This is a genomic window from Bradyrhizobium sp. AUGA SZCCT0222 (assembly GCF_018130205.1).
Taxonomy (GTDB): Bacteria; Pseudomonadota; Alphaproteobacteria; order Rhizobiales; family Xanthobacteraceae; genus Bradyrhizobium.
Genome location: NZ_JAFCLX010000077.1, coordinates 1 through 24,814 on the forward strand (window position 1 = coordinate 1; position 24,814 = coordinate 24,814).

At 63.3% G+C, this 24,814-nt stretch carries 22 protein-coding genes; 11 read left to right on the forward strand and 11 right to left on the reverse strand.

Translation table 11 applies throughout. The annotated features are described in order from the left end of the window. Positions 1-214 precede the first annotated feature (214 nt). Positions 215-1,330 carry a 4-hydroxyphenylpyruvate dioxygenase gene (hppD, locus tag JQ629_RS35415; RefSeq protein WP_212416562.1) on the reverse strand — a complete coding sequence of 372 codons (1,116 nt, stop codon included), beginning with the start codon at positions 1,328-1,330 and terminating at the stop codon, positions 215-217. A gap of 124 nt (positions 1,331-1,454) precedes the next feature. Between hppD and JQ629_RS35420 the strand changes: the two genes are divergently transcribed. After that, the gene (locus tag JQ629_RS35420; protein ID WP_192735657.1) at positions 1,455-1,931 is read left to right on the forward strand and encodes an Lrp/AsnC family transcriptional regulator; all 477 of its coding nucleotides are present in this window, start codon (positions 1,455-1,457) and stop codon (positions 1,929-1,931) included. A 98-nt stretch (positions 1,932-2,029) separates the two neighbouring features. Continuing rightward, positions 2,030-2,341, forward strand: a complete 312-nt coding sequence (locus tag JQ629_RS35425; RefSeq protein ID WP_212416563.1) for a DUF1272 domain-containing protein — start codon at positions 2,030-2,032, stop codon at positions 2,339-2,341. A gap of 101 nt (positions 2,342-2,442) precedes the next feature. Here JQ629_RS35425 and fahA read toward each other — a convergent pair whose 3' ends face one another. The 5 genes from fahA to JQ629_RS35450 all read right to left on the reverse strand — a co-directional run bounded on the left by fahA (position 2,443) and on the right by JQ629_RS35450 (position 8,165). Continuing rightward, positions 2,443-3,714, reverse strand: coding sequence for a fumarylacetoacetase (gene fahA, locus JQ629_RS35430; protein WP_212416564.1), 1,272 nt, complete (start codon positions 3,712-3,714; stop codon positions 2,443-2,445). 117 nt (positions 3,715-3,831) lie between these two features. After that, complete coding sequence (hmgA, locus tag JQ629_RS35435; RefSeq protein WP_212416565.1) at positions 3,832-5,178, reverse strand: homogentisate 1,2-dioxygenase; 1,347 nt, start codon at positions 5,176-5,178, stop codon at positions 3,832-3,834. A 60-nt stretch (positions 5,179-5,238) separates the two neighbouring features. Continuing rightward, a complete protein-coding gene (locus JQ629_RS35440; protein WP_212416566.1) occupies positions 5,239-6,192 on the reverse strand; it encodes an MBL fold metallo-hydrolase in 954 nt (317 codons plus the stop codon). A gap of 123 nt (positions 6,193-6,315) precedes the next feature. Continuing rightward, the gene (locus JQ629_RS35445) at positions 6,316-6,543 is read right to left on the reverse strand and encodes a DUF2783 domain-containing protein (RefSeq protein ID WP_212416567.1); all 228 of its coding nucleotides are present in this window, start codon (positions 6,541-6,543) and stop codon (positions 6,316-6,318) included. Continuing rightward, entirely contained in the window at positions 6,540-8,165 is a 1,626-nt protein-coding gene (locus JQ629_RS35450) for an FAD-dependent oxidoreductase (protein ID WP_212416568.1), read from the reverse strand. Before JQ629_RS35450 ends, JQ629_RS35445 begins: the two co-directional genes overlap by 4 nt. A gap of 206 nt (positions 8,166-8,371) precedes the next feature. On the opposite strand from JQ629_RS35450, the gene JQ629_RS35455 reads away from it, so the two are divergent. Next, positions 8,372-8,860 carry a MarR family winged helix-turn-helix transcriptional regulator gene (locus tag JQ629_RS35455; protein WP_212416580.1) on the forward strand — a complete coding sequence of 163 codons (489 nt, stop codon included), beginning with the start codon at positions 8,372-8,374 and terminating at the stop codon, positions 8,858-8,860. 156 nt (positions 8,861-9,016) lie between these two features. Here the strand turns inward: JQ629_RS35455 and JQ629_RS35460 are convergent, their stop codons facing one another. Next, complete coding sequence (locus tag JQ629_RS35460) at positions 9,017-9,361, reverse strand: RidA family protein (protein ID WP_212037429.1); 345 nt, start codon at positions 9,359-9,361, stop codon at positions 9,017-9,019. Between the two features lie 9 nt (positions 9,362-9,370). Next, positions 9,371-10,177 (reverse strand): N-acyl homoserine lactonase family protein, encoded by an 807-nt coding sequence (locus tag JQ629_RS35465; RefSeq protein ID WP_212416569.1) that lies wholly within the window; start codon positions 10,175-10,177, stop codon positions 9,371-9,373. Between the two features lie 378 nt (positions 10,178-10,555). Between JQ629_RS35465 and JQ629_RS35470 the strand changes: the two genes are divergently transcribed. The 4 genes from JQ629_RS35470 to JQ629_RS35485 all read left to right on the forward strand — a co-directional run bounded on the left by JQ629_RS35470 (position 10,556) and on the right by JQ629_RS35485 (position 17,161). Further along, complete coding sequence (locus JQ629_RS35470) at positions 10,556-12,094, forward strand: caspase family protein (RefSeq protein ID WP_212416570.1); 1,539 nt, start codon at positions 10,556-10,558, stop codon at positions 12,092-12,094. Between the two features lie 136 nt (positions 12,095-12,230). After that, positions 12,231-12,908, forward strand: coding sequence for an OmpA family protein (locus tag JQ629_RS35475; RefSeq protein ID WP_212416571.1), 678 nt, complete (start codon positions 12,231-12,233; stop codon positions 12,906-12,908). A gap of 156 nt (positions 12,909-13,064) precedes the next feature. Continuing rightward, positions 13,065-13,994, forward strand: coding sequence for an efflux RND transporter periplasmic adaptor subunit (locus tag JQ629_RS35480; RefSeq protein ID WP_212416572.1), 930 nt, complete (start codon positions 13,065-13,067; stop codon positions 13,992-13,994). Next, positions 13,994-17,161 (forward strand): efflux RND transporter permease subunit, encoded by a 3,168-nt coding sequence (locus JQ629_RS35485; RefSeq protein WP_212416573.1) that lies wholly within the window; start codon positions 13,994-13,996, stop codon positions 17,159-17,161. The genes JQ629_RS35480 and JQ629_RS35485 overlap by 1 nt, the downstream gene beginning before the upstream one ends. A 31-nt stretch (positions 17,162-17,192) precedes the next feature. On the opposite strand, the gene JQ629_RS38020 is transcribed toward JQ629_RS35485, so the two are convergent. Genes JQ629_RS38020 through JQ629_RS35500 form a run of 3 tightly spaced genes read right to left on the reverse strand, consistent with a single transcriptional unit; the run spans position 17,193 to position 18,420 of the window. Further along, the gene (locus JQ629_RS38020) at positions 17,193-17,477 is read right to left on the reverse strand and encodes a type II toxin-antitoxin system RelE/ParE family toxin (RefSeq protein WP_212416574.1); all 285 of its coding nucleotides are present in this window, start codon (positions 17,475-17,477) and stop codon (positions 17,193-17,195) included. Beyond that, positions 17,474-17,701 carry a hypothetical protein gene (locus JQ629_RS35495; RefSeq protein WP_212416575.1) on the reverse strand — a complete coding sequence of 76 codons (228 nt, stop codon included), beginning with the start codon at positions 17,699-17,701 and terminating at the stop codon, positions 17,474-17,476. Before JQ629_RS35495 ends, JQ629_RS38020 begins: the two co-directional genes overlap by 4 nt. A gap of 44 nt (positions 17,702-17,745) precedes the next feature. Continuing rightward, positions 17,746-18,420, reverse strand: a complete 675-nt coding sequence (locus JQ629_RS35500) for a Crp/Fnr family transcriptional regulator (protein ID WP_192735671.1) — start codon at positions 18,418-18,420, stop codon at positions 17,746-17,748. Between the two features lie 218 nt (positions 18,421-18,638). Between JQ629_RS35500 and JQ629_RS35505 the strand changes: the two genes are divergently transcribed. The 4 genes from JQ629_RS35505 (at position 18,639) to JQ629_RS35520 (ending at position 24,430) form a co-directional block, all read left to right on the forward strand. Next, positions 18,639-20,807, forward strand: coding sequence for an AsmA family protein (locus JQ629_RS35505; RefSeq protein ID WP_212416576.1), 2,169 nt, complete (start codon positions 18,639-18,641; stop codon positions 20,805-20,807). A 248-nt stretch (positions 20,808-21,055) separates the two neighbouring features. Continuing rightward, the gene (locus JQ629_RS35510; protein WP_212416577.1) at positions 21,056-23,539 is read left to right on the forward strand and encodes an adenylate/guanylate cyclase domain-containing protein; all 2,484 of its coding nucleotides are present in this window, start codon (positions 21,056-21,058) and stop codon (positions 23,537-23,539) included. Between the two features lie 317 nt (positions 23,540-23,856). Then, positions 23,857-24,120, forward strand: coding sequence for a hypothetical protein (locus JQ629_RS35515; protein ID WP_212416578.1), 264 nt, complete (start codon positions 23,857-23,859; stop codon positions 24,118-24,120). Between the two features lie 43 nt (positions 24,121-24,163). Next, positions 24,164-24,430: a hypothetical protein gene (locus JQ629_RS35520; protein WP_212416579.1), complete on the forward strand. Its 267-nt coding sequence runs from the start codon at positions 24,164-24,166 to the stop codon at positions 24,428-24,430. The last annotated feature ends 384 nt before the right edge of the window (positions 24,431-24,814 follow it).

A 24,814-nucleotide genomic window follows, 5' to 3' on the forward strand; every position in this document is an offset into this window, starting at 1 on the left:
CCAAGACTGCCTCCCAAAAAGAAGCCTTGAATCTGATTTGCGCCTAAAAGGGAATCCTTAGAGTCCACACCACCTAGGGCGAAAGCCGGGACCCATACGCCGCGGCCGGTATGGTTGAAAAAGGAAGACGACGGCTAGCGTGTCAAATAACTTCCGCTGGTGGTTATGGGTCCCGGCTCAAGGCCGGGACGACAGTGGTGTTTGACGCGCCACTTTACGCCGCATCCACCTTCAGCACGCCTCTTCGAATTTGATCCTCCTCGATCGATTCGAACAGCGCCTTGAAATTGCCCTCGCCAAAACCGTCGTCACCCTTGCGCTGGATGAACTCGAAGAAGATCGGCCCGATCGCGTTCGCCGAGAATATCTGCAGCAGCACCTTGGTGTGGCCGCCTTCGACGACGCCTTCGCCGTCGATCAGGATGCCGTCGCGCTGCAGCCGCGCCACATCCTCGCCGTGCCGGGGCAGCCGTGCATCGATCTTCTCGAAATAGGTCAGCGGCGGCGACGGCATGAACGGCAAGCCGTCGGCGCGCAGCGTTTCCACCGTGCCGTAGATGTCCCGCGCGCCGCAGGCGATGTGCTGGATGCCTTCGCCGCGATAGGTGTTGAGATATTCCTCGATCTGGCCGGAATCGCCGGCGTCCTCGTTGATCGGAATCCGGATCTTGCCGTCCGGGCTGGTCAGCGCCCGCGAGAACAGGCCGGAGGCGCGGCCTTCGATGTCGAAGAAACGGATCTGGCGGAAGTTGAACAGCTTTGTGTAGAAGCCGGTCCAGACATCCATGCGGCCGCGATGAACGTTGTGGGTGAGGTGGTCGATATAGAACAGACCAGCGCCGGCGGGACGCGGGTCTTTGGCGCCGAGCCATTCGAACTCGCTGTCATAGGCCGAGCCCTTGGCGCCGTAGCGATCGACGAAATACAGCAGGCTGCCGCCAATGCCCTTGATGGCGGGAACGTCGAGCGTCTTCTGCGCTGACGGGATATCCGCGGGTTCCGCGCCGAGCGAAATCGCGCGTTCATAGGCCAGCTTCGCATCGACCACGCGGAACGCCATCGACGGCGCGCAGGGACCGTGGGCGGCCACGAAATTAAAACCGTGGGTGCCGGGTTCTTCGTTGATGAGGTAGTTGATGTCGCCCTGGCGATAGACCGTGATGTTCCTGGTCTTGTGGCGGGCGACCGGGACATAGCCCATCAACTTGAACAGCGCGTGCAGCTCTTCCGGCTTCGGATGCGCGTATTCGACGAACTCGAAACCGTCGGTGCCCATCGGATTGTCGGCGCTGATGGTAGCGGCCGGCGCGTCGTGCGGAAATGGACCCATGGCGGAATCTCCTTCTTGATTTGATCCATGGAGTTTCCGCCAGATCAGGCGCAATGTGCATGCAAATGGCGGCGGGATTGGCTATAGTCATGCACAGTTCGTGCATCAAATGGACATTTCGCGCATGATTCCGGTAGACGCTTTCGACCTCAAAATGCTGGCCGCGCTGCAGGACGACGGCCGGCTGACCAACCAGCAACTGGCCGATCTGGTCGGCCTGTCGGCATCGCAATGCTCGCGGCGGCGGATGCGGCTCGAAGAAGAAAAGGTGATCGCGGGCTACCACGCCGACCTCGCCTCCGAGGCGCTCGGCTTCAATCTGATCGCCTTCATCCACATCACGCTGGCGACGCATTCGCCCGACAACGCCAAGAAATTCCGCGCGCTGGTGGGCCGCGTCGACGCGATTCAGGAGGCCTATTCGCTGACGGGTGACGCTGACTATTTGCTCAAAGCCGTGCTGCGCGACCTCAAGAGCCTGTCCGACATCGTCAACAACGTGCTGATGCCGCACCAGAGCGTGGCGCATGTGCGCTCGTCGATCGTGCTGGACCGGCTGAAGGAAAGCGCCAAGCTGCCGCTGAAGGAATTGGCGCGGTAGGGTTTGAGGGAGATGGCCGAAATCGAGGGGTATTCGCCATTCGCTTTCGACGGCGAATTTGTGATGATGCGTTTCAAAATCAATGCGAAGAGATCACCATGGCACTGCAACTCCGGCCGAACTGCGAATATTGCGACAAGGACCTGCCGCCGAACGCAACGGAAGCGCGGATCTGTTCCTATGAATGCACGTTCTGCGCTGACTGCGCCGACAACAAGCTGCACAATGTGTGCCCGAACTGCGGTGGCGGCTTTGCGTCGCGACCGATCCGGCCTGCGCAGGAATGGCGGCCGGGCGTCTGCGTTGTAAAGCAGGCACCGTCAGACAAGCGCGTGCATCTGAAATACAGCGTCGAGGATTGCGCGGCGCATTCGGCGCGGCTGAAGGATATTCCGCCGCAGGAGCGATGACCTCTCCTCTCCGTCATTGCGAGCGTAGCGAAGCAATCCACCCATCCGTTATGCCGCGCCATGGATTGCTTCGCTTCGCTCGCAATGACGTGGAGAGAGCATCACGCCGCCCCCACGATCGTGCCTTCGACCTCGCCGAAACCGACGCGGTAGCCGTCGCCCTGGCACCAGCCGCGCATCACGAGCGAATCGCCGTCTTCCAGGAACATACGCTTGACGCCGCCGGGCAACTCAACCGGCTCGGTGCCGTTCCAGCTGATCTCCAGAAGACTGCCGCGCTGATCCTTCTCCGGGCCGGAGATGGTGCCGGACCCTAAGAGATCGCCAACATTCATGGCGCAGCCGGACGAGGCGTGGTGCACCAGTTGCTGCACCGACGACCAGTACATGTATTTGAAATTGGTGCGGCAGATATCGGCGGCCGCGTTCATGGAGCCGGCGCGCAGGGCGACGTCGAGCTGCATGTCGTAATTGTTCGGCTGCGCCTGGCGCAGATATTCCAGCGGCCGCGGATCCTGCGCGGGACCCTGGACGCGGAACGGCTCCAGCGCCTCGCGCGTCACGACCCACGGGCTGATCGAGGTCGCAAACGCCTTGGCCTGGAACGGCCCGAGCGGCACATATTCCCATTGCTGGATGTCGCGCGCGCTCCAGTCGTTGAGGATCACGAATCCGAAGATCATCGCTTCGGCCTGTTTTTCCGTCAGCATCTCGCCGATCGCCGACGCCTGTCCGACCACCACGCCCATTTCCAGTTCGAAATCGAGCCGCTTGCACGGCCCAAAACTCGGCACGTCAGCTGTCGGCGGCTTCAATTGCCCGCGCGGCCGGCGCACTTTTGTGCCGCTGACGACGACGGTGGACGCGCGGCCATTGTAGCCGATCGGCATATGCAGCCAGTTCGGCTGCAGCGCATTGTCCTTGCCGCGAAACATGACGCCGACATTGGTGGCGTGCTCCTTCGAGGAATAGAAGTCAGTGTAGCCGGAAACCGCGATCGGCAGATGCAGCGTGACATCCGCCATCGGCACCAGCGTGCGCTGGCGCAGTTTTTCATTGTCGCGCAGTTCGGGATGATCGTGGCGCAGCAGCTCGCTGATCCGCGCCCGCGTCCGCGACCACACCTCCGGCCCGAGCGCCATGAACGCGTTGAGCGATGCGTTCGCGAACACGCCGGGTTCGACGACGTCGATCCGGCAATCCTGCGCGAGCTGCCAGAGATCGAGCACATAGTCGCCGATCGCGACGCCAACGCGCGGGGCGAGCCCGTCCTTGGCGGAGAACACGCCGTAGGGGAGATTCTGGATCGGGAAATCCGACGCGGGATCGACCGGGATGAAGGATTTCAGTTTGGGATCGTTGGGGTGGGGCACGGTGTTGTCCTGCGAATGACATGGCGAACTCTAACGTCATTCCGGGATGGTCCGAAGGACCAGACCCGGAATCTCGAGATTCCGGTTCGTGCTTCGCACGCCCCGGAATGACGGAGGCTACGGCTTGTTCGGATCGAAGCGCTTCTCCAGTCCCTGCCAGCAATCCGCGTAATCGTCCTGCAACGTCGCCGACTTCGCCGCGTGCGCCGTGACGCGCTGCGGGTAGCGGGTCTCGAACATGAAGGCCATGGTGCCTGTCAACTTCACCGGCTTCAGCTCGCCATTGCTGGCGTGATCAAAAGCCTGGCGATCCGGGCCGTGCGGCAGCATCATGTTGTGCAGGCTGATGCCGCCGGGCACAAAGCCTTCCGGCTTGGCATCGTAGACGCCGTAGATCAGCCCCATGAACTCCGACATGATGTTCATGTGGTACCAGGGCGGACGGAAGGTGTTTTCCGCGACCGCCCAGCGCTCCGGGAAGATGACAAAGTCGATGTTCGCCGTGCCTGCGGTTTCCGACGGCGAGGTCAGCACCGTGAAGATCGACGGGTCCGGATGGTCGAAGCCGATGGCGCCGACCGGCGAGAAGGTGCGCAGGTCGTATTTGTAGGGCGCGTAATTGCCGTGCCACGCCACCACGTCGATCGGCGAATGCGGCAAGGTTGTCTTGAACAACGAGCCGCCCCATTTCACGAACAATTCGGTCGGCGTGTCCTTGTCCTCGTACGCCGCGACAGGCGTGAGGAAGTCGCGCGAATTGGCCAGGCAATTGGCGCCGATCGGACCCCGTTCGGGCAGCGTGAAGGCGCCGCCATAGTTCTCGCAGAGATAGCCCCGCGCCGGGCCATTTGTCAGTTCGACACGGAATTTGACGCCGCGCGGGATCACGACGATCTCGCCGGGCTCGGCGTCGATGCGGCCGAACTCGGTGACAAGGCGCAGCTTGCCCTGCTGCAGCACGAACATCATCTCACCATCGGCATTGTAGAAATGCTGGTCGACCATCGATTTGGTGATGAGATAGACGTGCGCCGCCATTCCGGCCTGGGTGTTGGCGTCCCCTGCCGTCGTCATGGTCTGCACGCCCTGCAGGAAGGTGGTGTCCTCCTTCGGGATCGGCGCCGGATCCCAGCGCAATTGCGCGATCGGCAATTCATGTTCATGACACGGCGCGGTACGCCACAATCCGGCGTCGGCCTTCTCAAAACGTCCCGAGTGCCTCACCGAGGGGCGAATGCGATACAGCCAAGATCGCTCATTGGCGCCGCGCGGCGCGGTGAAGGGCGAGCCGGAAAGCTGCTCGGCGTAGAGCCCATAGGCGCAGCGCTGCGGCGAGTTGCGGCCGATCGGCAGCGCGCCGGGCAGCGCCTCGGTCTCAAAGCTGTTTCCGAAGCCGGACATGTAGCCCGGCGTGACACCAACGGTGCTGCGCGAGATCGCATCGGGCGAGGTGTTGATATTCATGGTCATCCTCCTTCATCTTGCGCATGATCTTGTCCGAAAACCGGTACCCACTTTTCGGGATCATGCGCCTTGCAGGGCGGCCCACATTTCCTGATCGCGCTTGTCGGTCCAGATCACGGGATCGTCGATTCCCGAGGCCTCGTCGAACGCACGCGAGACGTTGAACGGCAGGCAGTGCTCGTAGATCGCAAAGCTGGAAAATTTCGGGTCCATCACCTCGCGCGTCGCCGCCATCGATTCCTTGAGATTGCGGCCCCTGGCGACCGAGGTTTCCGCGGCGCCATAGAGCGAGGTGACGAAATCGCGCGTCATCGCAATCGCATCGCGTCCGGTCGAAAGTCCCTTGAGCGCGTCGCCGCGGCCGGGCGCGATCGCCTTGGGATTGAAGGCGCGGATCTCGTTCAGCGTGACAGGCCATTCGCGCAGGTGCGCGTCGCCGCAATAGCAGGCCGAGTGATATTCGATGAGGTCGCCGGAGAACATCACTTCGGCATCCGGCACCCAGGCCACGATGTCGCCGGAGGTATGTCCCGCGCCGAGCTGGATCAAGCGCACCTCGCGCTTGCCGAGATAGATCGACATCTCGCCTTCGAAGGTCAGCGTCGGCCAGGTCAGTCCGGGAATGCTCTGGGCATCCTGGAACAGGCGCGGGAAGCGGCCATATTCGGAATCCCAATCCTGCTGGCCGCGCTCCTCGATCAGGCGATAGGTTTCCGCCGAGGCGACGATGCCCTGCGCCTTGTAGGCGGAAGCGCCGAGCACGCGCACCGCGTGGTAATGCGACAGCACGACATATTTGATCGGCTTGTCGGTGACGGTGCGCACCCGTTCGATGACTTTATTCGCCATCGCCGGCGTCGACTGCGCGTCGAACACCAGGCAGCCGTCGTCGCCGACGATAATAGCGGAATTCGGATCGCCTTCGGCGGTGAAGGCGTAAAGATCAGTGCCGATCTCGGAGAAGGTGATCTTCTTTTCCGCCATGTCCGTGGTGGACGCGAAACCCTTGGCCATCAGTTCAATCCCTTTGCGTTAGCTCCCCGTCATTGCGAGCGCAGCGAAGCAATCCATTGTCACCTCTCTTGCGGAGGGATGGATTGCTTCGCTGCGCTCGCAATGACGGCATGTTCAAATTTTTCATTGTTGTTGCTGCTGTTGCTGCTGGCTGGCATCCAGCATCCGACGCTTGGCGAGCGCGATGGCTTCGTTCAGCACCGCGATGTCGCCGATATGGTTGGCGAGCACCAGAACCAGCGCGGCGTCGAGATCGGCGCTTTGCGCATCGCTTAAGCCCCGATGCGCCTCGACGATGGCGCGGAAGGCGTCGTCGGGCTTTGCGAAATTCGAACTGGTGGACAGCGTCATGACAGTCCTCGATTGAGACCGGCCGCACGCGCCAGCGCCGCATCGAGCGCCGGATGGGTCGGATGCCGGAAGCGCGCCGCGACATAGCCGTCGGGCCGCAGCAGATAGGCGGTGCCTGGCTCGGCGTCGTAGCGCGCACCCGCAAGGCCCCTGGTGTCGGCAAGGCCGTCGTCGCCGCCGATGCGAATGGTTTCCACGCCTTCAGGCGCATCGATCGCGGCACCGTTGCCAAATTCCAGCAACGTGAATTGCGCTCCCTTGCCAACGAAGGCTTCGGTCAGAAACATCGGCTGGCCGCTCGCTGCCGCAATCGGTGCATCCGGCATCGATGCGCCAGGTCGCGGGCCACCGCGCCACGCATCGCGATCGGCGGTCGACAGCGTCGTGTCATAGGTGGAAGGCACCGACAGCCGTCCGCCATTGACCATGCGCTTACCGAATTCGGTTTCCCTGGCCAGCGACAGCACCGCCTTGCGCAGCCGCGCCTCCTGCTGCGACACCGGCGCCATGAAATCGGTCGAGCGCGTGGACTCGCGGATGTTCTCGTCCGCCGCGGCGCTGCGTTCGGTGTGGTAACTCTCGAGCAGCGCTTCCGGCGACGACCCGCGCAACACGCGATCAAGTTTCCAGGCAATATTTTCTGCGTCTTCGAGGCCCGAATTGGCGCCGCGGGCGCCGAACGGCGAGACCTGATGCGCGGCATCGCCGGCAAAGATCACGCGGCCGTGCAAGAACTTCTCCATCCGCCGACACTGGAACTTGTACAGCGAGATCCATTCGAAATCGAACTTGTCGTGGCCGAGCATGCGCGCGATCCGCGGCCGTACATTTTCCGGGCGCTTCTCGACGACAGGATCCGCATCCGGATGCAGCTGCAGGTCGATGCGCCAGATGTCGTCCGGCTGCTTGTGCAGCAGCGCGGAGCGTCCGGCGTGGAACGGCGGATCGAACCAGAACCAGCGCTCGGTCGGAAACGCCGCCGTCATCTTGACGTCGGCGATCAGGAATTGATCTTCAAACACTTGCCCGGCGAATTCCGCGCCCACCATCTGCCGCAACGATGAGCGGGCGCCGTCGCAGGCGACGACGAAGCCGGCATGCAGCCGGTACGGGCCGTCAGGCGTTTCGATCGTCAGCAGCACATGGTCGTTGCGCTGTTCGAGGCCGACCACCTTGTTGCGCCAGCGCAGGTCGATGCCGGAAAGCTCCTGGACCCGATCGACCAGATAGGCCTCGGCATAAAACTGCTGCAGGTTGATAAAGGCAGGCCGCTTGTGGCCCTCCTCCGGCAGCAAATTGAACTGGTAGAGCTGCGAGGCGCCGTGAAAGATCTTGCCGACGCTCCAGACCACGCCCTTGTCGACCATGCGCTGGCCGACGCCGAGCCGGTCCCAGAATTCCAGCGAACGTTTGGAAAAGCAGATCGCGCGCGAGCCCTCGCCGATCCGGTCGGCATCGTCGAGCAGCACCACGGATTGGCCGCGCTGCGCCAGATCGATCGCCAGCGACAGTCCGACCGGCCCGGCGCCGACCACGACGACGGGATGTTCGGCCGCATCAGCACCGGCCCGATCCTGGTCGGGGTGCCTGCGGTAGCCGAATTGGGTTTTGGTCTGGACCATTGGAAGGTTTACTCTGGCCAAGGGTGCACGGACTTGCTAAATTAGTCGCATCTGCAACTATCTTAAACCCGCTGGCGCCCCCGGCGTCAACTCAAATTGGAGCGATTTTGGCCAACGCGTCGTCCAGCGAGAACAGCGCCCGATCCCGATCCGCGCCCGACAGCGGCACGCGCAAAGACGGGGATAAGGATGGAACGCCATCAAAGATCGCAAAAGACGGCGGCCGTCTCGACCTCTTCAAGTTCGTGCCGTTCCGGCTGAACCGGCTGGCGGCGGAAGTCTCCTCGGCGCTCTCGGCCGAATATCAGGCGCGGTACGGGCTCGACATTCCGGAATGGCGTGTGCTGGCGACGCTGGGTTTCCGCGTTGCGCCCTGCAGCGCGCAATACATCGCCCATTGCACCCGCACCCATAAATCGACCATCAGCCGCGCGGTCACCACGCTGATGAAACGGCAGATGATCGAGCGCGTCGAGAACGAAGAGGACCGCCGCGAATTTCGGCTGCGCATGACCGGAAAAGGCAAGGCGCTGTACGAGGAGCTGATCCCGCGCCTGCTGCGCCGGGAACAGGAGATTTTGTCGTGCCTGTCGGCGCAGGAACGCAAAAATCTCGCCGCGCTGCTCGGCAAGATCGAGGCAAGCCTCGACCTCGTGCAGACCAGCGCGGAGGCCGACGCGAAGGAAGCGTATTGAAATGCTCTCTCCACGTCATTGCGAGGAGCGAAGCGACGAAGCAATCCATGCCTCAGCACGTGGAGATATGGATTGCTTCGCTTCGCTCGCAATGACGGGGAGACAGCCGCGCCTCCGAAGAGAGATCGGATGCGAAGGAAGCCTACTCACCGCCGCCTACTTCACCGCCGTCACCACGATTTCCACGATATGCGGCGGTTCGAGTTCGACGCCGAGGCAGGCGCGCATCGGCGGGTTACTGGTATCGACCCATTCGTCCCAGGCGCGGTTCATCTCGCTTTTGCGCTTCATGTCGGAGATGTAGACGATCGCTGACAGGATTTTGCTCTTGTTCGAGCCGCATAGAGCAAGGCTCTCGTCGATACGTGCAAGCGCCTTGACGCTCTGCTCGTACATCGAGGGAGAGACAGGATCGGGCGCGACCGCGACGGTGAGCACCAGATCATCGTGAACGACGGCGCGGCTGCGGGTTGGCGTGAGGCCGGGAAAGCGCTCGATCATGGCGCGCTCCTACTTCACGAATGATCGCGACGGCGCCAGATGCAAGGCAAACGCATCGACCTTGTCGCTGGCGCGCGGATAGATTTCGCTCACGATCGGATCATGGCCGGGAATGAAACGATCGGGGTGGCCGGCCAGCTTTTCAACGATCTCCCAGCCCTGCACCATGTCGCCGACATTGTAGACGATCGGAAACGGGCTGCGCTTCTGCAGATTGGCGTAGTAATGCGCGGCGTCCGAGGCCAGCACCACCGGCCCGCGCGCGGTCTCGACCCGCACCACCTGCAAACCATCGGAATGGCCGCCGACGCGATGCACGGTGACGCCGGGCGCGATCTCGCCGTCGCCATTATGGAACGTGACGCGCTCGCCATAGACATGGCGCACCATCAGCGTGACGTGTTCGACGGAGAATGGATGCCGGATCAGGCCGTTGCACATGCAGCGCCCGGTCGCGTAGCTCATCTCGCGATCCTGCAGATGGAACCGGGCGCCGGGGAAGCGGTCGAGATTGCCGGCGTGATCGTAGTGCAGATGGGTGACGACGACGTCCTTGATGCTGTCGGCCTTGACGCCAAACGCCTCCAGCGCGTCGACCGGATTGAGGTTGAGCTTGCGCGACCGCGCCTTGGCTTCTTCGGCGTTGAAACCGGTATCAACCAGTATCTCGCGGCCGTGGCCGCGGATCAGCCAGACGAAGTAGTCGAGGTCCTGCGCCGTGGTGTCGTGCGGATCCGGTATCAGGAAATTCAGATGAGGGGTGCGCGGCGACATCGTCGCATAGCGCAGCGCGTAGATTTCGTAGGCATTTCCCATCGGTGTCACTTTTCTTGAGGTTTGAGTTTTGGCCGACCTCCGCAACAAGCCATCGTCATCCGCAAAGGTCAAACCGGCAGTGCGAATGACCATCCATGACAGGGCGCCCCGCCGGTGGCCGGCCGGGCACCAGGGCCACGGCTGGCCCGGGGAAAGGCTCACGCAACCACCGGATGATCACGCACCGCAAATTCACGACGAACGGGATTTACTCCCCTTCAATCCCCAGGGATTCGTCGCGGTGAATTGTCGCAATTAACGCCGCCTTCGCAAGTGGTTGACGGCCTGCGGGGCTCGTTTGATAATGCGGTTTGCGTGGAGTATGGTCGCCGAGGCGCAAGCTGGGATCGGCGCTTTTTTGGCTGGACTGCGGTGATAATGAAAATCCGCCTTGCATTGCTTCTCACAGTGATCTTTTCCGTGGCGTCGATCGCCCCGTCGTACGGGGCCGGCGAGCGTTTTGCGCTGGTGATCGGCAATTCGAAATATCCGGACGCCGAAGCGCCGCTGAAAGAGCCGATCAACGACGCGCGCGATGTCGCCGAAGAACTCAAGCGCGATGGCTTCAACGTCGATATCGGCGAAAACCTCACCGGCGACGGCATGCGCCGGGCCTTCGAGCGCCTGTACGGGAAGATCAAGCCCGGCTCGGTCGCCCTGATCTTCTTCTCGGGTTTCGGCATCCAGGCGAACCGCCAGAGCTACATGATCCCGGTCGACGCGCAGATCTGGGCCGAGGCCGACGTGCGCCGCGACGGCTTCAGCCTCGAGATGGTGCTGGGCGAGATCAACAGCCGCGGCGCCGGCGTCAAGATCGCCCTGGTCGACGCCTCCAGGCGCAATCCGTTCGAGCGCCGGTTCCGCAGTTTTTCCGCCGGACTTGCGCCGGTCATTGCGCCGAACGGCTCTCTGGTGATGTATTCGGCGGCCCTTTCGTCGGTCATTTCGGATAATGGCAGCGATCGCAGCCTGTTCGTGCGGGAACTGCTCAAGGAAATCCGCACCCCCGATTTGATGGCCGAGGAAACTTTGAATCGCACCCGGGTCGGCGTCACCCGCGCCTCGCGCCAGGAACAGGTGCCGTGGATTTCGTCGTCGCTGGCCGAGGATTTCTCCTTCATCCCGGGTGGTGGCGCAGGGCCGAAGCCTTCGAGTCCGCCGCCGGCACCGCCTCCGGTTGTCACCCCCTCTCCGCCTCCGGTCGCCATCGCTCCTCCGGCTCCACCCACTCCAACACCGACGCCCGCTCCGGCACCTCCGCCCGGGGCCCAGGTGGCCATTGCGACGCCGGCACCGCCGCCGCCCGCACCGCCGCAACCGCCCGCACCGCCGCAGCCGCCAAAACAGGTGGAAGTCACAATCCCGCCGCCCGCTCCGCCAGCCAAGCCGCCCGAGGGCAACACGGCGATCGCGGCGCTCGCCGATGATCCGACCATCAAGAGCCTCACCGCCAAGCTCAACGACAACCCCGACGATGGGGCCGCGCTGTATCGGCGGGGCCAGGTCTATGCCAGCAAGGGCGCCTACGAACTCGCGATCAAGGATTTCAACAATTCGCTGCGGCTCAACCCGAAGGACGTGGAAGCCTACAACAACCGCTGTTGGGCCCGCACGGTCATCGGCGACCTGCAGGCCGCGCTGAAGGATTGCAACGAGGCGCTGCGGTTGCGGCCGAATTTCGTCGATGCGCTGGACAGCCGCGGCCTCGTCAACCTCAAGAGCGGACAGACCAAGAATGCAATTGCCGATTTCGACGCCGCGCTGAAGATCAACCCGAGATTGACCTCGTCGCTGTACGGACGGGGCATTGCCAAGAAGCGCAACGGCTCGATCCCGGAAGGCGATCTGGATATTAGCAACGCCAAGGCGATGGATCCGAATATCGTTAAGGAATTCGCCGATTACGGGGTACAGTGACGATTATTTGACGCTAACTGGCAGCCTCCTCGAACCGACAGGCGGGCGGCTAGACTAACGGTAATAAGCCGCGACCGGATTGGTCCGGCAGCTCATTTGAATCACGTTTTGGAACCACGCGCAGGAGGGACTGGTAATGTCACAGAGATCTGGAACAAAGACCCTGACCGGGCTCCTTTCGATCGCGACGCTCGGCGCCGCCCTCTGCTTTGGCATGGCCAGCGCGGTTGCCGAGGAGAAGGCCAAGGACAAGAACGTGACCGAGGATCAGATCCTCCGCGCGCTGGTGCCGGAAAAGAAGCCGCTGACCCGCGGCCTGTCGGTCGGTCCGCAGCAGGTCGATCAGGCCGCCGTTGCCGCCGAAGGGCAGTTCGTCCAGAAAATCCGCGGCCGCTCGACGCGGTCGCTGTCGTTCAGCGAGCGTGAAGAGATCGCCGCGATCGTCAAGGACAAGCCCAAGATCGATCTGGAAATCAACTTCGACTACAACTCGGCCGATATCAGCCCCAGATCGCTGGCATCGGTTCAGGCGCTCGGCCGCGCATTGTCCAATTCCGACCTGAAAGGCTCGACCTTCGTGGTCGCCGGTCATACCGACGCAGCCGGCGGCGAAGGCTACAACCAGGACCTTTCCGAGCGGCGCGCCGACGCGATCAAGCGCTATCTGGTCGACAAATACGGCATCAACGGCACCGATCTGGTGACCGTCGGTTACGGCAAGAGCAAGCTGAAGGACTCGAACCAGCCGATGGCCGAAGCCAATCGCCGCGTGCAGGTTGTGAACATGGAAAACAAGGCCACTGCGTCCAAATAGCCTGTTCAAGTAGGGCGTGGCGTTGACCTAGATTTTCCGGCTACAATGCGTTCCGCAGCACCCTTGCGGGACGCATTTTGTTTTGGGTTCATTGTGATTTTCGGTGAACCGGATGCACCCCGCTTCATTTGACTTCCAGTCTGGATTGATCCGGCGATGAAACTCTCCGAATACCTCAAACCTGCGCTCGGAGTAGCGTTCGTTGTCGTTGTGGGTGGCTTCTACTACTGGTTCGAGCACCGCTCCCGTCCCGAGCCCAAGGATGCGCCCAGCCAGGCGCTGGTGATCGTGACCAAATCCACCAATGCCTGCTTCTCCGACATGGTGCGGGTCACCGGATTCATCGTGCCGCGCCGCGAAGCGCAGGTCGGCGTCGATCAGGAAGGCTCAAGGGTCACCGATGTCTTCGTCCGCGAAGGCGACATGGTGGCGGACAATCAGGAATTGGCACGCCTGACCGCGCCGCCGCAGCAGCCGGGAGCTCCGGGCGGCGGCAGGACCGCACCGATATCGCTGCGCACGCCTGGCCCAGGCCTCGTTACCGAAGTCAGGACCGCCGTCGGCGCGCCGGCCTCGCCGCAGGCCGGACCGATGTTCCGGATTTCGGTCAACAACGAGATCGAGCTGGAGGCCGAAGTGCCGAGCGTCCATCTGCTCAAGCTCAATCCCGGCGCCACGGTGCGGATCAGCCGCGACGACGCGCCCGATCTGGTCGGCAAGGTCCGGCAAATCTCGCCGCAGATCGACCGCGCCACCCAGCTCGGCAAGGTCAGGATTTCGCTGAACAACAATCCCTCGCTCAAGGTCGGCATGTTTGCCCGCGCCAATATCGACGCCAAGCGCAGCTGTGGCGTCGCGGTGCCGCGTACCGCCATCGACCGCCTGACCCTGCAGGTGGTCAAGGAGAACAACAGGATCGAGACGCGAAAAGTCCGGGTCGGCCTGACGTCGGACACCTCTACGGAAATTCTTGAAGGCCTCGCCGTCGGCGAAACCGTCGTGGCCGATGCTGGCACCTCGCTGCATGACGGCGACCAGATCAAGACCATGTTTGCCGACGAACTCGAGCGCACGCGGACACGATAATGGCTTTGAATATCTCGGCATGGTCGATCCGGAACCCGCTTCCGTCCATCGTATTTTCAATCATCCTTCTGGTGCTGGGATGGGTCAGCTTCACCAAGCTCGCGGTCACGCGGCTGCCGAGCGCCGACATCCCCGTGATCTCGGTGGCGGTCTCGCAGTTCGGCGCGGCGCCCTCGGAGCTTGAATCTCAGGTCACCAAGACGATCGAGGACGGCGTATCCGGCGTCGAGGGCGTGCGGCACATTTCCTCGTCGATCACCGACGGCCTGTCGCTGACCACGATCCAGTTCGCGCTCGAGACCAACACCGACCGCGCGTTGAACGACATCAAGGATGCCGTCACCCGCGTTCGCGCCAGCCTGCCGCAAAACGTCACCGAACCGCTGATCCAGCGCGTCGACGTGATCGGCCTGCCGATCGTCACCTATGCCGCGATCTCTCCGGGCAAGACCCCGGAGCAGCTGTCCTATTTCGTCGACGACGTCGTCAAACGCGCGCTGCAGGGCGTCCGCGGCGTCGCCCAGGTCGAGCGCATCGGCGGTGTCGAGCGCGAGATTCTGGTCTCGCTCGATCCCGACCGGTTGCAGGCCTCGGGGCTGACCGCCGTCAATGTCAGCCAGATCCTGCGCGGCACCAATGTCGACCTCGCCGGCGGCCGCGCCGGAATCGGCAATAACGACCAGGCGATCCGCACCCTGGCCGGCGCCAGGACGCTGAACGAACTCGCCGGCACCATGATCCCGCTATTCGGCGGCGGCGAGGTGCGGCTCGACGATCTCGGCACCGTCACCGACACCATCGCCGATCGCCGGACCTTTGCCCGCTTCAACGGCGAGCCGGTGGTCGCGCTCGGCATCAAGCGCTCGAAGGGCGCCAGCGACGTGGTGGTCGCCGCCGCCGTGCAAAAACGCATCGATGCGCTGAAGGCGGCCTATCCCGACGTCGACCTGAAGATGATCGACACGTCGGTCGATTTCACCAAGGGCAATTACGAGGCGGCGATCTCGACCCTGTTCGAGGGTGCTATTCTCGCCGTCGTCGTCGTGCTGTTGTTCCTGCGCGATATCCGCGCCACGATTATCGCCGCCATCTCGCTGCCGCTGTCGATCTTCCCGGCATTCTGGGTGATGGACCTGCTCGGCTTCTCGCTCAACCTCGTCAGCTTCCTCGCCATCACGCTGTCGACGGGTATTCTGGTCGACGACGCCATCGTCGAGATCGAAAACATCGTCCGCCACATGCGCATGGGCAAGACGCCCTACCGCGCTGCGTTGGAAGCCGCCGACGAAATCGGCCTCGCCGTGATCGCGATCTCGCTGACCATCATCGCGATCTTCGCGCCGGCAAGCTTCATGTCCGGGATCGCCGGGCAGTTCTTCAAGCAATTCGGCATCACCGTGTCGGTGCAGGTGTTCTTCTCGCTGCTCGCGGCGCGCTTCGTCACGCCGGTGCTGGCGGCCTACTTCCTCAAGGATCACCCGCATGAGGATCCGCCGCCCGGGCGCTTGCTGAAGGCTTACACCAGGCTCGTGACATGGTCGGTGAAACACTACTTCATCACCGTGCTGGCCGGACTTGCGATATTCGCCGCCTCGATCTGGAGCATCACGCTGCTGCCGCAGGGCTTCCTGCCGGCGCAGGACACCGCGCGCTCGCTGCTGGCGATGGAGCTGCCGCCAGGCTCGCAACTCGCCTACACCGAGAAGGTGACGGAAGAAATCGTCCAGCGCCTGCGCAAGCGCCCGGAGATCAAGAGCATATTCGTCGATGGCGGAAGGGTGCCGCCGGGAACGCAGGAAGTGCGGCGCGCCGCGCTGATCATCAACTACACGCCGAAGAAGGACCGCGACAGCAAGCACACCCAGCGCCTGCTCGAGCTCGATATCAGCAAGGAACTGGAAAACGTCCCTGACATCCGGTTCTGGTTCCTCGATGAAAACGGCCTGCGTGCGATTTCGCTGGTCGTGACCGGCATCGACAGCAACATCGTCGGCAACGTCGCCAACGAACTCGCGACCCAGATGAAGCGGATTCCGATCATCGCCAACGTGATCTCGGAAACCTCGCTCGACCGGCCGGAGCTGCGGATTCGCCCAAGGGCCGAACTGGCGGCACGGCTTGGCGTCTCCACCGAAAGCCTGTCGCAAACCATCCGTGTCGCCACCATCGGCGACGTCGGCCCGGCGCTCGCCAAGTTCGATGCCGGCGACCGCCAGGTGCCTATCCGCGTCCAGCTCGAGGACAGCGCGCGCGGCGACCTGCAGATGCTGCAGCAGTTGCGGGTGCCGCTCGGCCAGCGCGGCGAGCGCGGCGGCGTGCCGCTGTCGGTCGTCGCCGACATCCAGCTCGACCAGGGCCCGACCAGCATCAACCGCTACGACCGGGAACGGCAGGCCACCGTCGCGGCCGACCTCGTCGGCACCGCGGCACTGGGCGACGCGACCAAGATGATCTACGACCTGCCCGTGATGAAGAGCCTGCCGAAGGGCGTCAAGGTAAGCCCGTCGGGCGACGCCGAAAGCCTGGCTGAATTGTCGGACGGCTTTGCCACCGCCATCACCGCCGGCCTGATGATGGTCTACGCCGTGCTGGTGCTGCTGTTCGGCACCTTCCTGCAGCCGATCACCATCCTGTTCTCGCTGCCGCTTTCGATCGGCGGCGCGATTGCAGCCTTGCTGCTGACCGGCAAGCAGCTGACCACGCCGGTGTGGATCGGCATCCTGATGCTGATGGGCATCGTCACCAAGAACGCCATCATGCTGGTGGAGTTCGCGGTCGAGTCGATCCGCGAAGGCAACAAGCGCGATTTTGCGATCATCGACGCCGGCATCAAGCGCGCCCGCCCCATCATCATGACCACCATCGCGATGGCAGCCGGCATGATGCCGTCAGCGCTGGCATTCGGCGCCGGCGGCGAATTCCGTTCGCCGATGGCGCTCGCCGTGATCGGCGGTCTGGTGTTCTCGACCGTGCTGTCGCTGGTGTTCGTGCCGGCGATGTTCATGATGATGGACGATCTCGGCGCGCTGATCTGGCGCTACGGCAAGCTGCTGCTGGCCTCGGAAGCCGAGAGCGACGATGTTCCGCCGGGCGGCCATCACACCGCACCGCCTCCAGCCAAGGGGCCGCCGCCGGTCCCGCCGGCGATGTCGCCCGCGGCGAAGTGAGAGAGCACGCCTAATCACGCGATGCGCCCCACTATTTATTGGCTTTCCATGCCTTTCGCGAAGTGTGTCGAATATGCAAAATCTCGACAGCATCTCGCACCCGATAGAAAATCTTGTAGGGATAGCGAGCAACAAAGATGACCCGAACATCGGGGTTGTCAGTCTGATATCCGCTATGTGGGTGGTCTTTGAGCTGCGCCACCGCCTCACGAATGCCTGTTGCCACATTCCTGGCGCCGCCGGCAGATCGATCTCTTAGATATTCAAGTATTCGCTCTCGATCGGCGAATGCACCGGGCGTGTAGCGTATCCTCATCCGTCGTGGCGCTTGTCAGCGTCCGCAATGAACTCATCCGATACGAATTCTCCACGATCCGCCTCGGCCAAACCTTTCCGGACCGCCGTGCGTTCGTCGTCTGACATTGTGTAGATGCCCGTACGGCGCGCCTCGATCTCCCGGGCGTACTCGGCAAGCTCCTTCTGGTCCTCTTCAGGCCAAGTCGCAGCGTGCTCGATCACTTCTTGGAGTATTCTGTTCATCCGCTGAATATAGCATGGCCGGCGAGATCTGACGACCAGGCGATCTACTCGTTGCGCGCCACCGTCGTCAGCTTGTTCAGGTTCTGCAGCAGGATGCGCCCGCGCTGCAGATCCAGGATGCCGTCCTTGCGCCAGGCCTGCAGTTGACGGTTGACGCTTTCGCGCGCGGCGCCGACGAACACGCCGAGCTGCTCCTGCGAAATATGCACTTCCGATCCGAAATCGGCAGCCAGCGCCACCAGCCTTCGCGCCAGCCGCACCGGCAGCGGCTGCAGCATGGATTCTTCCATCCGCTCGCTCTGCCAGCGGATGCGCTGGCACAGCAGGGTGATGATCTTGATGGCGACTTTCGGCTCACGTTCGAGGAAGGCGAGGAAATCCTCACGCCGGAGCACGAACAGTTCCGTCGCCTCGCCGGCGGTGGCGTCCGCGGTGCGGCTTTGGCCGTCGAGCACGGCGACTTCGCCGAAGAGGTCCCCCGAACCCATGAAGTTCAGGGTCAGGCGGCTGCCGTCGGAGGCGCCGGTCTCGATCCGGATCTGGCCGCGGCGGACCCCGTAAAGGGCGTCGCCGGGGTCCCCCTTCTGGAACAGCATCTCGCCGAGCCCCAGTTGCTGGGTGTGGCAGAGTCCGGAGATTCGCTGCAGTTCGTCGGCGCCAAGGTCCGCGAACATCGGGTTCATCTTCAAAATGACCGCAAATTCGGCCTGTTTGCTCATTGGTTTGCCTTCCAGTTCGATCCCAAAACCGTCCCCAAAGGCCCTAGCAAGATTTACCCCGACAGAAGTGTGTCATAAGTCACATAGCATTGCAGCAGCCTTGGAATAATTTTGGCTTCTTTGAGCGATGTCCCCTTCCGGGATAAGCTCGCTTGTCCGGCTGTGCCCCATCGGGCGCGGCCGAAACCGATGCCGTTTGCCCGGTCTGGAAAGTCGAAATGAGAGCATTGAAATTCGCCGGGGCCGCCATCGGCGCCGTGATCGTCATCATCGCGCTGCTGCTCGTGATCGGCATCCCGTCCGGCTTCATGACGTCGCAGATCCAGGAACGGGTCGAGCGCGAGACCGGCTACAAGCTCACCATCAACGGCGGAACCAGGGTCGGGCTCTGGCCGTCGCTCAACATCACGCTGAACGACGTCGCGCTGCAGGATCCGAAAGATCGCGACATCAACCACCGCCTCACCGCGGTCAGCATCCAGGCAGACGTGACACTGGCGAGCCTGTGGTCCGGCAAACCGCAAGTTACCGAACTTGTCATCGTTCGTCCGGTGCTGAACCTGCCGCTGCAGCGCGAACGCATCAAGGATATCAATCCGCCGTCGAAGCCGGCCGCCGCGATCAAGGGCGAAGCCTTTACGATCGAGCATGTCAGCGTCACCGGCGGCACGATCGTGTTTTCCAATCTGCGCGACCGCGTCGAGAACAAGATCGAGACCATCAACGCCGACTTGACGATCGATGCCGACCGCAAGATCCGGGCGACCGGCAATGCGCGCGCCGGCGAGCACGCGTTGAAATTCGACATCAAGGCGGTAGCCCCGGCACCGCCGCTCGAACGGCAGAACATCCCGACCGAATTCAAGATCGACGCACCCGGCTTCCTGCACGGGCAGCTGTCGGGCAAGGCGGAAGTCCGGCTCAACGGCCCGGTGGTGATGATCAACGGCCTGACCGGCACGCTCGGCGACGGCGCGTTCAATGGATGGGCCTCGGTCGATACCGCAAGCAAGCCGCTGGTGAAGCTCGATCTGGATTTCCAGCGGCTCGATATCGCGATGGGCCGTGGTGACGGCGGTTCGGCGGCGCAGCCCTGGAGCAATGAGACGATCAATCTCAATGGCCTCAATTATGTCGACGCCCAGGCGCGGATCTCCGCCGCGGCGCTCAATATCGGCGACGCGCGTTTCGCGCCGGCGGCGATCGACGTCACGCTCAACAGCGGCGTGCTGAAGACGCAAGTTTCCAATCTCGGCGCCTATGACGGCAACACCAATGGCGATCTCACCATCGATGCCTCGACCGCCAATCCTACATTTGCGCTGCGCGCCGATCTCACCGGCGTGCGCGCGCTGCCGCTGCTGAGGAGTCTGGCCGATTTCGACAAGCTCGACGGCAGGATGCAAACCAAGATCAGCGTGCGCTCCACCGGCAACAGCCAGCGCGCGATCATGGCGGGCTTGCAAGGCACCGCGTTCGTCGTGTTCCAGGACGGCGCCATCAAGGGCCTCAACGTCGCCCAGATGATCCGCTCGCTCACCTCGGGCACCCTGTCCGGCTGGCAGGAAGGCAAGGAGCAGTCGACGGATCTGTCGCAGCTTTCGGCGTCGTTCAAGATCGACAAGGGGCAGGCCGTCACCACCGATCTCAATCTGGTCGGCCCGCTGGTGCGGATGACGGGCGTCGGCACCATAGCGCTCGACACCAAGCAGATCGGGTTCCGCGTCGAACCAAAGCTCGTGATGACCACCGAAGGCCAGGGCCGCGCCAATGAGCCGGTCGGATTCGGCATTCCCGTGATGATCGAGGGGCCGTGGGGCGCGCCGAAAATCTATCCGGACATGCAGGGCATTTTGGATAATCCCGACGCCGCCTATGCCAAGCTCAAGGAGATGGGCAAGGGGCTGTTCGGTCCCAATGGCGGAGGCCTCGGAACCGTATTGGGTCCCAATAGCGGGGGCATCGGCGCCGCGTTGGGCGGCCTGCTCGGCGGCGGGCAAGGTGCAACCGGCGGGCAAGGCCCGGCTGGAGGACAGGGCGCGGCGCCTGGACAGGGCGCCGGCAGGCCGGGCGATCTGCTCAGCGGCCCGCTCGGTGAGACCATCGGCAATCTGCTGCAGCAGGGATTGAGCGGCGGCTTGGGCCAGGGGCTGGGCCAAGGACAAGGACAAGGGCAAGGGCAAGGGCAAGGCGGCGCGACACAAGGTGGCGCGGCGGGTCCAGGCGCCCCGCGGCCGAACAGCCCGCGAAGCATCCCGATTCCGGGCCAGCAGCCCGCTGATGCCGAGCCCGCGGCGCCCGCCGCCCCGACGGCGCAGAATGACGCAGCTCCGCAAGCTGACAGCCAGCCGATGAACGACGTCTTGCGGCAGCTGTTTAATCGGTGAGCTTGGTCCCTCGATAGACCGTGACCCCTCACCCCAGCCCTCTCCCACAAGGGCAGCGGGGGCCGACTTCCGCTGCCGCAACGGTCTCGGCCCGTAATGGCCACACGCACCGCCGATTTCCCCGGATAACTGCCCAAAATCGGAGCTAACCATGTGTGGGATAGGCCACCTGCTCGGCCCCTCAAATCGTGCTAAACAGGCCCAACCGCGGCGGCTCCCGGCCGGGGATGCCGCCAACGGCAAAACCGATGCGCGCGCAAGAGGCGTGGCGCACGAGGGTCGTGGATGTGAGCGCCGCCAAGGGCAAAGTCTGGTTCCTGCGTGAGGGCCTGTTCGCGAAATACGTCGTCGCGCTGGTCGGCCTTGTCGTGTTCGTGCTCGCCGTCAACGGCGCGATGGAAATCTGGATCAGCTATCGCGGCATCAAGAGTTCGCTGACCGACGGCATGTCGGAGAAGGCGGAAGCAACCGCCAAGCGCATCCAGCAATCGATGTCGGACCTCGAACGGCAGATCAACTGGGTGACGCGGACCTCTTCCTACAAGATCGAGGACCGCCGCGCCGACTATGCGCAATTGCTCACCCAGGTACCCTATGTGAGCCAGCTGACGCTGCTCTCGGCCCAGGGCCGCGAGCAGCTCCGCATCACGCGCCAGACGGTCCACTACGGCAGCAACGCCGATTTCTCCCGCGACCTGCGCTTCACCGAGTCCGCGGCCCGCGGCACCAGCTTTGCGACGCCCTATTTCCGGGACGGGCGGCCGTTCACGTCAATCTCGTTGCCGCATTCGGATTCCCAGGTCACCGTCGCCGAAATCAATCTTACCTTCCTGCAGGACTTCTTCGGCGATACCGAGATCGGCAGGACAGGCTTTGCCTATATCGTCGACAGCAAGGGCCAGGTGCTGGCGAGTTCGTCGAAGGGCCCCGAAATCGGCAAGGACGTCTCAAGCCTGCCGCAGGTCGCCGCCATCAAGGGCTCGCTGCTGTCGGAGGGCACGGACATTGCCGGCAACGACGTGCTGACGACGGTGAGCGCGGTGCCGCGGATCGGCTGGTTCGTGTTCTTCGAGCAGCCGACGGCGCAGGCGCTGATGCCGATCCGCGATCAACTGATGCGCATCGCGCTTCTGATTGCGATGGGCCTCGTGACCGCGATCATCGCCGGCACTGTCATGGCGCGGCGGATGCTGGTGCCGATCAACGCGCTGCGCGCCGGCGCGCACCGCCTCGGCGGCGGCGATTTCAGCCACCGCATCGAGGTGAAGACATCCGACGAACTGGAAGAACTCGCCGACCAGTTCAACGGCATGGCGAGCCAGCTTGCGGAAACCTATTCCGGCCTGGAGGCCAAGGTGAAGGAGCGGACGCGGGATCTCGCGCAGTCGATCAACGAGCTGAAAGTGCTCGAGGAGGTCGGCCGCGCGGTGTCGTCCTCGCTCGACCTCAACGCCGTGCTGCCGACGGTCGCCGCCCGCGCGCTCGAAATCACCCACGCCGACGCGGTGTTGATTTACGGCTATGACGCCGCGAACCGCAAATTCAACCTCACCGAATCGATCGGCATCGACAAGGCGGCCGAAGGCAAGCACCTTGCAATCGAGGCCGACAACTCGCCGCTCGGCGAAGCCGCCGCGCGGGGCGAGCCGATCGCGATCCCCGATCTCGACGCGACGGCGGATCATCCGCTGCGCGACGTCGTGGTCGAGGCCGGTTTCCATTCGGTGCTGGTCGTGCCGCTGGTCGACCAGCAGGGCATTTTGGGATCGCTGGTGGTGCTGCGGCAAAACGCCGGCGAATTTTCCGACAACCTCATCGGCTTGATGAAGACCTTTGCGCACCAGAGCGTGCTCGCGATGCGCAACGCGCGGCTGTTCTCTGAGGTCGACCACAAGAGCCGCGAACTGGAGATGGCGAACTCCACGGTGCGCGAGCAGGCCGACAAGCTGCAGGAGCAGACCGACCAGCTCAAGGACTGGAACAAGTCGCTGGAGGAACGGGTCGAGACCCAGCTCGGCGAGATCGAACGCATCCGCCGCCTCGAACGTTTCCTGGCGCCGCAGGTGGCGCAGCTGATCGCCTCCGGCGACGGCCATGAAGGCCTGCTCGACAGCCACCGCCGCGAAGTCACTGTCGTGTTCTGCGACATGCGCGGCTTTACCTCGTTCACCGAGACCACCGAGCCGGAAGAGGCGATGAACGTGCTGCGGGAATATCACGCCGCCCTTGGCGCGCTGATTTTCAAGTATGAGGGCACGCTCGACCGCTATGCCGGTGACGGCGTGATGATCCTGTTCAACGCGCCGATCCAGTTCGAGGACCATGTCAAGCGCGCGGTGAAGATGAGCGTCGAGATGCGCGACGCCATCGGGCAGCTGACCGAGAAGTGGCGCAACCGCGGCCACAATCTCGGCTTCGGCATCGGCATTGCGCTGGGCTACGCCACGCTCGGCCAGATCGGCTTCGAGCAGCGGCTGGAATATGCCGCGATCGGCAGCGTCACCAACCTCGCCTCGCGCCTGTGCGACGAAGCCAAGGCCAACCAGATCGTGGTGTCCAGGCGTGTCTACGGCATGGTCGAGCCATGGGTGGAAGGCCACCCGATCGACGATCTCAATTTGAAGGGTTTTAACCATCCGATTCTTGCGGCTGAGATTACGAGCTGGCGGGAAGAGGTGGATAATGTGGTGGATGCGGCGTCTGCGGCGCGGCGGCAGCAGAAGAAGTCGTAATCGCCGTCGTCCCGGCGAAGGCCGGGACCCATACCGCGTGATGCTCATTTTGCGGAAGGTATCTAACGCCGGCGTTCTCGCCGATGGGCCGCGGCGTATGGGTCCCGGCCCCCGTGCGCAATCGCGCACTAGGCCGGGACGACGGGTGGTGTTGGTCGGGCTCCCCGCATCCAACCCGACAAATCGTCGCAGCGCACAAAAACAGCGTCTCTTATCCGCAGCGCATAGAACCCGTTGCCCGCTGGATGCGACAAACGGCGGTCAGTTCGCATTCGAGGTCGCGGCCTGGACAGTCCCCAAACACCAGGAGCTTCCCGATGCTTTCCCGCACCACCTATGTATCCGTCATCACCCTGGCCGCCGCCGCAGCCAACCTTGTCTCCGCTTCGGTCGCGCAGGCCGGGATGGTCGGCAATTCCAACTTCGCCGGCTCGAAGACGGTGATCAACCGTCCGATGCCGACGCCGCCGCGCGTTCAGACGCCGTTGCCGATGATCAAATCGAATCTCAAGCTGGATTGCCGTGCATACCGCGATCGGGACGCGGCGGGCAACGTCTTTGCCTCCTACCGTTGCCGCTAGGCGTCCCGGGACGACAAACACCCAAAAACCAGGAGCTACCCCGATGTTTTCCCGCACCGCCTATGTATCCATGATCACCCTTGCCGCCGCCGCAGCCAGCCTTGCTTCCGCCTCGGTCGCGCAGGCCGGGATGGTCGGCAATTCCAACTTCGCCGGCTCGAAGACGGTGATCAACCGTCCGATGCCGACGCCGCCCCGCGTTCAGCCGCAGCTGCCGACGATCAAATCGAATCTCAAGCTGCATTGCCATAAGTACGTCGATCGGACCACCAATCCGGGCCACCCCGTGATGGCCACCACTTGCCACTAATCCGCGAAGCGGGTGCGGGGGCGACGGTAGAAGACGATGTGAGGCGAGGGTGCCGCATCCGTCGTCCCGGACAAGCGAAGCGCGATCCGGGACCCATAGCCACCGGCTGACGTTTTGCGGAAAGCATCTGCCATCCTGCCCTATCGACAAATCACGCGGTATGGGTCCCCCGATGCGCAATTGCGCATCTGAGCTCAAGGCCGGGACGACGTGGATAGGCCATCGCTAACACGCCTTCGCGATCTCGCGACGCGATGCGCCCGAGCTTTGCCAGAAAACCTTGCCCCCAGAATTAAGAGGGCGCAGAGAAGACCGGGTGCGCGCTGCACCCGCGGTCTCGCGTGCGGTTTGCACAAAACAAAATGCACACGAGCATACAGGGCA